Annotated in this window: 8 protein-coding genes; 3 read left to right on the top strand and 5 right to left on the bottom strand. The window is 44.9% G+C overall.

Annotated features, from left to right (window positions below; translation table 11 throughout):
• Positions 1-241 precede the first annotated feature (241 nt).
• The 3 genes from IM496_RS05150 to IM496_RS05140 all read right to left on the bottom strand — a co-directional run bounded on the left by IM496_RS05150 (position 242) and on the right by IM496_RS05140 (position 2,821).
• A complete protein-coding gene (locus tag IM496_RS05150; RefSeq protein ID WP_194018205.1) occupies positions 242-1,138 on the bottom strand; it encodes a tRNA (5-methylaminomethyl-2-thiouridine)(34)-methyltransferase MnmD in 897 nt (298 codons plus the stop codon).
• On the bottom strand, positions 1,098-1,892 hold the full coding sequence (locus IM496_RS05145) for an alpha/beta fold hydrolase (RefSeq protein WP_287661443.1): 795 nt from the start codon (positions 1,890-1,892) through the stop codon (positions 1,098-1,100). The genes IM496_RS05150 and IM496_RS05145 overlap by 41 nt, the downstream gene beginning before the upstream one ends.
• Before the next feature lie 329 nt (positions 1,893-2,221).
• The gene (locus IM496_RS05140) at positions 2,222-2,821 is read right to left on the bottom strand and encodes a superoxide dismutase (protein WP_002765257.1); all 600 of its coding nucleotides are present in this window, start codon (positions 2,819-2,821) and stop codon (positions 2,222-2,224) included.
• Between the two features lie 420 nt (positions 2,822-3,241).
• On the opposite strand from IM496_RS05140, the gene psbH reads away from it, so the two are divergent.
• From psbH to glgB, 3 genes are all read left to right on the top strand, one after another.
• The gene (gene psbH, locus IM496_RS05135) at positions 3,242-3,436 is read left to right on the top strand and encodes a photosystem II reaction center phosphoprotein PsbH (protein WP_002736544.1); all 195 of its coding nucleotides are present in this window, start codon (positions 3,242-3,244) and stop codon (positions 3,434-3,436) included.
• 104 nt (positions 3,437-3,540) lie between these two features.
• Positions 3,541-3,789: a TatA/E family twin arginine-targeting protein translocase gene (locus tag IM496_RS05130; protein WP_002735474.1), complete on the top strand. Its 249-nt coding sequence runs from the start codon at positions 3,541-3,543 to the stop codon at positions 3,787-3,789.
• A gap of 364 nt (positions 3,790-4,153) precedes the next feature.
• Entirely contained in the window at positions 4,154-6,433 is a 2,280-nt protein-coding gene (gene glgB, locus IM496_RS05125; RefSeq protein WP_104396745.1) for a 1,4-alpha-glucan branching enzyme, read from the top strand.
• A gap of 288 nt (positions 6,434-6,721) precedes the next feature.
• On the opposite strand, the gene IM496_RS05120 is transcribed toward glgB, so the two are convergent.
• Both IM496_RS05120 and IM496_RS05115 read right to left on the bottom strand, forming a co-directional pair.
• Complete coding sequence (locus tag IM496_RS05120) at positions 6,722-6,865, bottom strand: hypothetical protein (protein ID WP_192575993.1); 144 nt, start codon at positions 6,863-6,865, stop codon at positions 6,722-6,724.
• A 276-nt stretch (positions 6,866-7,141) separates the two neighbouring features.
• Positions 7,142-7,543, bottom strand: a complete 402-nt coding sequence (locus IM496_RS05115; protein ID WP_002762406.1) for a fasciclin domain-containing protein — start codon at positions 7,541-7,543, stop codon at positions 7,142-7,144.
• Positions 7,544-7,672 lie beyond the last annotated feature (129 nt).

Raw genomic sequence — 7,672 nt, 5'->3', positions numbered from 1 at the left:
TATGGGAGTGATCGGGGGAAAATTCAGGTACTTTTTCTCTGAAAATTAGGTAATTGGCCACCTCAAAACTGGTAAAACCCCACACCCCACACCCCACACCCCACACCCTGCCCCCAGGAAAAACTTTTTCAGCAAACCCTACTTATACCAATTGGCTACAATCTCATAGGTAGTTTTTGTTGAGAAAATTGCTATTACAACGACAGAAGCCCGAATTATCAGGCATTTAACCACACTATTCTCATTCCGAGATTTCGATCGAATTAAACGATCTTTGCCAACGTTTTTTCCAGTGGCTAGTCGGTTCTAAGTCACAGAGAGCCTGTTCGCTGCGACGACGTTGTATAATCACTTCGGCCGGGTCGGTTAAAGTCGCGTCTCGATAGGGAATAGCGGCCTTAGTTTGCAGATGTTCCCTTTCCTGTGCCGATAGAGATGGGGGTAAGGACAAAAAACTGGCTATTGTCCCCGGCGATCGCCGACCGACGCTATCGGTGGCCCCAATCTGCAATCCTGCTAATTGTAAAGCCCTTCGCACCGAGGCAGCACAGGAATAGGTGACTAAATAACCCGTCGGACTCAGGCATTTCGCCACTAAAGCTAAAAACTCCACCGTCCACAGTTGCGGACATTTACCCGGGGAAAAGGGGTCGAGAAAAATTGCCTCCGCTTGAAAACCCGCGTCAATCACCTTGGTTATCGTCTGTCGCGCATCCCCGATTAACAGTTTAGCCGTGAGATTAGGCAGGTCTAGCCGGTGATTATGGGCAAAATCAGTTAAATATTCGGGAATTGGTTGACTCCAACTATTTAAGAGATTTTCTCTAATAGCCGCTAGGGGAACCACTCGATCGCTTTCTAAAGCTAATAATTCTACCCGACAATCTCCCCTAACTCGCCAAATGGCCGCTAAGGCTGCGGCGGTATTATACCCTAAGCCGTAACAAATGTCAAGAATTTTTAGATTATTGCTCTGGTCTGCTTTTGCTGCCAGACGACTGGAGAGGATAAATTTTTTCTCGGCTTCTTCCCTTGCCCCGGAGGTAGAATGATAACATTCGCCGAATTCGGTCGAAAAAAAGGTATAAGAACCATCCTCAGTGACTTTTTGCGGGTAGGCTTCGGGGGAGACAAGCATGGTGATGGAGAATGTCTTTGAGGTGAATATCGGTTTCCAGCAGGCAAGCGTGACCACTATGGGGCAGAATCGTCAATTTTGCGGCGGGTAACTGCTGAATTAGGCGTTTAGCCTCCGCTACCGATGGTAACAGTCGGTCGCCTTGACTGGCTATCACTAACACCTCCAATTGCAGATCTTTTAACTCGCTAGCACTAACCTGAAACCCTTGTAACTGGGATAAACGCCAGCTAATCGTCTTCGGTGGGACGTATTGCATGGCTTTGAGGAGAGAGCGGCGATCTTCCCGGGATATTCGACCCAGAGCGGCCAGAAAGGGTAAAATAGTCAGGGCCGAGCTGCCGTGGATGAAATCGGGCATTATCTGGGTGATACCGATTCCCAAGCTTAAAAGAGGTCTTTGATTAAAAGAAGAAGCAGGGTTAATTAAAATCAGTTTTTTGATTAATTTTGGTGATTTTGTCGCTATTTTCAAGGCTAAACAGCCGCCAAAAGACTCACCGCAGAGATAGACTTTTCTCGATTGTCGCTTTAATTCCTGTGTCAATAAAGCAATCACGCAATCGCTTAATTCCTCCCAATCACCGAGATATTGCGGGGAAATCGCCAAACAACGCAGATCGAAGTAAGGAGCAAGGTTTTTAATCTGACGATGGTATAGTTGGCCGCTGCCATCCATTCCGGGTAAAAATACAAACAGGGGATAATCGGGACGGGGATGACGGGGAATAATCCAACTGACAGGTTGTTCCATGGTGCGAGAAGCGCGATCGATGTTAAAAAAGTTTTTTCTGGTTATCTATATTTAAGGATAATTAATATTAGAGAGATTTGCCAATTTTAAGAGTAGTATTAACCCCCAACCTATGGATGGTTTCTCCCTGCTCGCCAACCCCTGATAACTTATAAGCTAAGACGCATTTTCACCGACTATCCTGAGATTAGCTGCATCTGCTTCGCTCCCTTTACTGTTGCAAGAGTGCAAGAGTGTCTCATCTCAACAAGCAATTTAAATGCGCGGGCAGCCTAACTGATAACTGATAACTGATAACTGATAACTGAATTAACTGAGCCAAATTTTTTTTAGGCTGCGGCTAAATTAGCAGCCACGAAATCCCAATTAACCAACTTGGTTAAAAAGTCGCTGATGTAATCGGGACGACGATTTTGGTAGTCGAGATAATAAGCGTGTTCCCACACATCCATAGTTAAGAGGGGAACCTGTCCGGCGGTTAAAGGATTGTCAGCGTTGCCAGTTTTGGTAACTTTGAGAGTACCGTTATCGAGAACCAACCAAGCCCAACCACTACCGAATTGAGTAGCGCCGGCGGTTTTGAAAGCTTCGACAAATTTCTCGAAACTGCCGAAATCTGCGTTAATTTTAGCGGCTAAAGCACCGGTAGGCGCACCGCCACCACCCGGTTTCATGCAGTCCCAATAAAAACTATGATTCCATGCTTGGGCGGCATTGTTGAAAACCCCAGCTTTAGAGGCATCACCAGCAACCTTAACGATAACTTCTTCTAAAGAGAGAGCATCGAGTTCCGTATCTTTGACCAAACCGTTATAGTTATTGACATAAGCGGCGTGGTGCTTGTCGTGGTGGAATTCTAGGGTACTTTTGGTGATGCAAGGCTCTAAGGCAGTGTAATCGTAGGGTAAAGGGGGAAGTGTGTAAGCCATCTGTGGTTCTTTATATCCTCTCTTGAGAGCTTGTTTAAGTTAGTGTTGATAAAACTTTACATCCTCGATCATAGCACCGAAGGAGACTTGATCAGTGATTAGTGATCACTGATCACTGATCAGCTTTTCTCCCTTCTCCCCCATCACCCCAACTCACACCCCACACCCAACCCCCATCCACCGTCTCCTAAATCCTGAGAAGATTACCAAACAATGTTAGAATAATTCCCGTACTGTAGGCGCTTGCAGATTCTTGTGGGCGTGGCAGGGCAGGCGAAAAAACGATTCCGTTCGGAATTAGACCAAAAAAGCTCCACTGGCAACAGCAGTAGATTTTATCTGACTGGGTTGATCGGTTGGCAGTTCGTCAAATTACGGATCAATACAAAATTATCATTTACAGATCTTTCTTGGTAACTTATGGCACAGCGTACACGCTTAGGTGAAATCCTTCGTCCCCTCAACTCAGAATATGGTAAAGTTTCTCCCGGTTGGGGAACTACCTTGCTGATGGGAGTGTTTATGGCTCTGTTTTTAGTCTTTTTGCTGATTATTTTACAGATCTACAACTCCTCCCTAATTTTAGAAGGATTTAATGTAGATTGGGGTCAGTAAGCAGATTCCAACAATCTCGTCGGCATTTTTGGCCGCAGAATTGTCCCTCGGACTTTAGCAGGTGGGTTATTGCCCACCGCGATTTTTTTATTAGGAGCAGAAAAATGAATATTTTTGGGATTGGATTACCAGAAATGGGGTTAATTCTCTTGATTGCCCTGCTAGTTTTCGGACCGAAAAAATTACCAGAAATCGGTCGCAGTTTAGGCAAAACGATTCGAGGATTTCAAGAAGCATCCAAGGAATTTGAAAGTGAATTTAAGCGAGAGGCCCAGCAGATTGAAGACTCGGTAAAAATCAAAGCTGAATTAGAAGAAAGTCAATCTACTAGGGATCAAACTCGTTCCAGTTAAGAACTGTGTAGAGATGTAGAGTAGGTCAAATTCGAGGCTATCGGCTAGATTAACATCGAGAATGACCAGAGCCGGATTAAATTGGCAGTTTTACCATAGACCTCTTGTAAAAATCAAAAATTGTTGTTAGGGTCAGGAGCCGGTCGTCAGGAGTCAGGAGACAGGAGATTATTTTATTTATTCTTCCCACTTCCCCACACCCCACACCCCACACCCTACACCCTACCCCCTACCCCCACGAAAAACTTTTTCAGCAGACCCTAAGTAGGCAGAATATATCATTAGTTTGAGAATTCCCAGACGGCAGGGAAAAAATGACAATTTCCTTGCTATAAGTATTGTAGATGTCAAGAGTGTTAACTGAATGTCTATAGTGGTATCCCCCGAACAAGTCCATCAAATCGTCAACAACCTCCATCACGATCCCTTTGAGGTTTTGGGGGCCCATCCCCTAGAAGAAGAAGGAAAAGTAAATAAATGGGTTGTTAGAGCCTATTTACCGAAAACCACGGCTGCTTGGGTTATTTTACCGTCCCAAAGACAAGAATATCCCATGACGACCGCCTATCACCCCCATTTTTTCGAGTGCGTCATCGATATCGGTGAACTGAACAATTATCAATTACGCATCCAGGAGGGAGAACAGGAACGAGTAATCTATGATTCCTATGCCTTCCGTTCTGCCAAACTGAGCGATTTTGATTTACACCTGTTTGGGGAGGGCAACCATCATCGCATTTATGAAAAATTAGGGGCGCATTTAGCCGAAATCGAGGGTATTAAGGGGGTTTATTTCGCCGTTTGGGCCCCTAATGCCCGCAATGTCTCAATTATTGGTGATTTTAATAGCTGGGATGGTCGTGATCACCAAATGCGGAAACGTAATAATATGGTCTGGGAATTGTTTATCCCGGAAATCGGTGTTGGCACTAAATATAAATACGAGATCAAAAATTGGGAAGGTCATATTTACGAAAAATCTGATCCCTACGGTTTTGCCCAAGAAGTACGCCCGAAAACTGCCTCGATCGTGGCCAATTTAGATAGCTATACTTGGGATGATAGCGATTGGATGGAAAAACGCCGCCATAGCGATCCTTTAACTCAACCGGTTTCCGTTTACGAATTACACCTCGGTTCTTGGCTGCACACTTCCAGTGCCGAACCCCCCCGTTTACTTTCCGGGGAAGGAGAAGCGGTTCCCGTGTCGGAATGGAACACTGGAGCACGCTTTTTGAGTTACTACGAGTTAGCCCAAAAACTGATTCCCTACGTTAAAGAATTAGGTTACACCCATATCGAATTATTACCGATCGCCGAGCATCCCTTTGATGGTTCTTGGGGTTATCAAGTGACGGGTTATTTTGCCCCCACCAGTCGCTACGGCAATCCTGAAGATTTTATGTATTTTATCGATCAATGTCATCAAAATGGCCTTGGTGTGCTAGTGGATTGGGTCCCCGGTCACTTCCCCAAAGATGGCCACGGGTTAGCTTTCTTTGACGGGACTCATCTTTATGAACACGGCGACCCGCGCAAAGGGGAACACAAGGAATGGGGAACCTTAATTTTTAACTACGGTCGCAACGAAGTCAGAAATTTCCTGGTGGCTAATGCCCTTTTTTGGTTCGATAAGTACCATATTGACGGTATTCGCGTGGATGCGGTGGCTTCTATGCTCTATCTCGATTATTGTCGTAAAGATGGGGAATGGGTGGCTAACGAGTACGGTGGCCGGGAAAATTTAGAAGCTGCGGAATTCCTGCGTCAAGTTAATCATGTAATTTTTAGCTATTTCCCCGGAATTCTCTCTATTGCCGAAGAATCCACCGCTTGGCCGATGGTGTCCTGGCCCACCTATATGGGCGGTTTAGGCTTTAATTTAAAGTGGAATATGGGCTGGATGCACGATATGCTCGATTATTTCGGCATGGATCCCTGGTTCCGTCAATTCCATCAAAATAATGTCACTTTTAGTATGTGGTATAACCACAGCGAGAATTATATGCTGGCTTTGTCCCACGATGAAGTGGTTCACGGCAAAAGTAATATGATTGGCAAAATGCCGGGGGATGAGTGGCAAAAATTTGCCAATGTCCGGGCTTTATTTAGTTATATGTTTACCCACCCCGGCAAGAAAACCATGTTTATGAGCATGGAATTTGGTCAGTGGAGTGAGTGGAATGTTTGGGGTGATTTGGAGTGGGGTCTTTTGCAGCATGAACCCCATCAACAGCTAAAACGCTTTTTCTCAGATTTGAACGCCACCTATAAGAGTGAACCTGCTCTATATACCCAGGATTTTGGTCAGGATGGCTTTGAGTGGATCGACTGTAGTGATAATAGTCATAGCGTCGTTTCTTTCCTGCGCTGGAGCAAAAATTGGCAGGAGTTTCTGGTGGTGGTCTGTAATTTTACTCCCCAACCCCACAGCCATTATCGCGTTGGTGTACCCCATCCCGGTTTTTATCAGGAAATCTTTAACAGCGATGCGGGTAAATATGGCGGTAGTAATATGGGCAACCTCGGTGGTAAATGGTCGGAGGAATGGTCCTATCATAGCCGTCCCTACTCGATCGATCTTTGTTTGCCACCTTTAGGGGTTTTAGTTCTCAAAATCAGTCCTAATGCTTCTGGGGAATAGGGAAGCTTTTTTCAGTGATCAGTAAACAGTTATCAGTTATCAGTGAAGATGGTAACTGTTTACTGGTAAGCAGCTAGACACAATTAATTACACATATCTAACTACCTCTTGCATGAGTGCCTATCCTAACCAAGAAGTTAATTTTGTCCTATTACTGAACTGGTAACTGATAACTGATAACCCGCATCTGATAACTGATAACTGATAACTGACTAACCCCTAACAAAAAAATTTAGAGGCCATCTTGCGGAAAGTGGCCTCTTTTTTGGGTGAATTTTCCGGAAACTATTAAGTTGTTAGATTAGCGAGCAGTGTTTGTACCCATTCTTGAGCGAGTTCCTCCACGTTACCATTACTGTCGAGATGGCTAAGAATATATTTTTGTCGTTGGTGAGCTAATTCCGCGAGACACCGATATGATAGCAAAGCCATTTAATGGTCTGATACTAAATCCGTTGAGTAACGCACAGAAAACGGGTTTCTCCGAGAAACCCGTTTTCTACTCATGTAATAGGCAAAAGGATCAATAGATAATCAGTCTTTAATAACAGGATTTAGTCTCAACAGGTACAGACAAGAAAGTGCAGAAAGTGGGCATTTTCGTCCGTCGAGCATCGAAACCATAAACAAGCAAAAGTATCTGTATATTTAGTTACTAAATAAGACAGATCCGCCCTGGATGCAGCCCAGAGAAAAGCCAGTCAAAAACTAACCCATCAGGATCACCGTATCGATGACGTGGATCACACCATTATCTGCCTCGATATTACCTGCGACCACCGTGGCATTTTTCACCTCAAAACCTTCGCTACAATCGACGGGAATCGGTGAACCCTCTAGAGAAGTCACTACAGCCAATTTTGCCAAATCTTCCTGCATATATTTGCCCGCAACGACGTGATAGGTGAGAATTCGGGTTAATTGGGGGATATTCTGCACTAGGGTTGTAATCGTCCCAGGGGGCAATTTGGCAAAAGCTTCATCGGTGGGGGCAAAAACCGTGAAGGGGCCAGGACTTTTTAGGGCATCCACAAGATTAGCCGCTTGTACCGCCGTTACTAGAGTTTTAAAATTATCGGCACTGACCGCAATATCGACAATATCTGCCATAAACTTGACTCGATCCTTAAAAAAATCATCTATTTCAGATTTTAAACTTAATCTTGTCCCAAAGATCGTTCTAGGGATGGGGTGTGGGGTGTGGGGTGTGGGGTGTGGGGTGTGGGGAAGTGGGGAAGT

This window comes from Microcystis sp. M049S2 (assembly GCF_020245625.1).
GTDB lineage: Bacteria > Cyanobacteriota > Cyanobacteriia > Cyanobacteriales > Microcystaceae > Microcystis > Microcystis ichthyoblabe_A.
This window is presented reverse-complemented; position numbering and strand designations above follow the sequence as displayed.

Excerpts from the sequence above, each read along its gene's own strand:
- IM496_RS05150 (WP_194018205.1), bottom strand. The coding sequence starts at position 1,138 with ATGCTTGTCTCCCCCGAAGCCTACCCGCAAAAAGTCACTGAGGATGGT.
- IM496_RS05145 (WP_287661443.1), bottom strand. The coding sequence starts at position 1,892 with ATGGAACAACCTGTCAGTTGGATTATTCCCCGTCATCCCCGTCCCGAT.
- IM496_RS05140 (WP_002765257.1), bottom strand. The coding sequence starts at position 2,821 with ATGGCTTACACACTTCCCCCTTTACCCTACGATTACACTGCCTTAGAG.
- psbH (WP_002736544.1), top strand. The coding sequence starts at position 3,242 with ATGGCACAGCGTACACGCTTAGGTGAAATCCTTCGTCCCCTCAACTCA.
- IM496_RS05130 (WP_002735474.1), top strand. The coding sequence starts at position 3,541 with ATGAATATTTTTGGGATTGGATTACCAGAAATGGGGTTAATTCTCTTG.
- glgB (WP_104396745.1), top strand. The coding sequence starts at position 4,154 with ATGTCTATAGTGGTATCCCCCGAACAAGTCCATCAAATCGTCAACAAC.
- IM496_RS05120 (WP_192575993.1), bottom strand. The coding sequence starts at position 6,865 with ATGGCTTTGCTATCATATCGGTGTCTCGCGGAATTAGCTCACCAACGA.
- IM496_RS05115 (WP_002762406.1), bottom strand. The coding sequence starts at position 7,543 with ATGGCAGATATTGTCGATATTGCGGTCAGTGCCGATAATTTTAAAACT.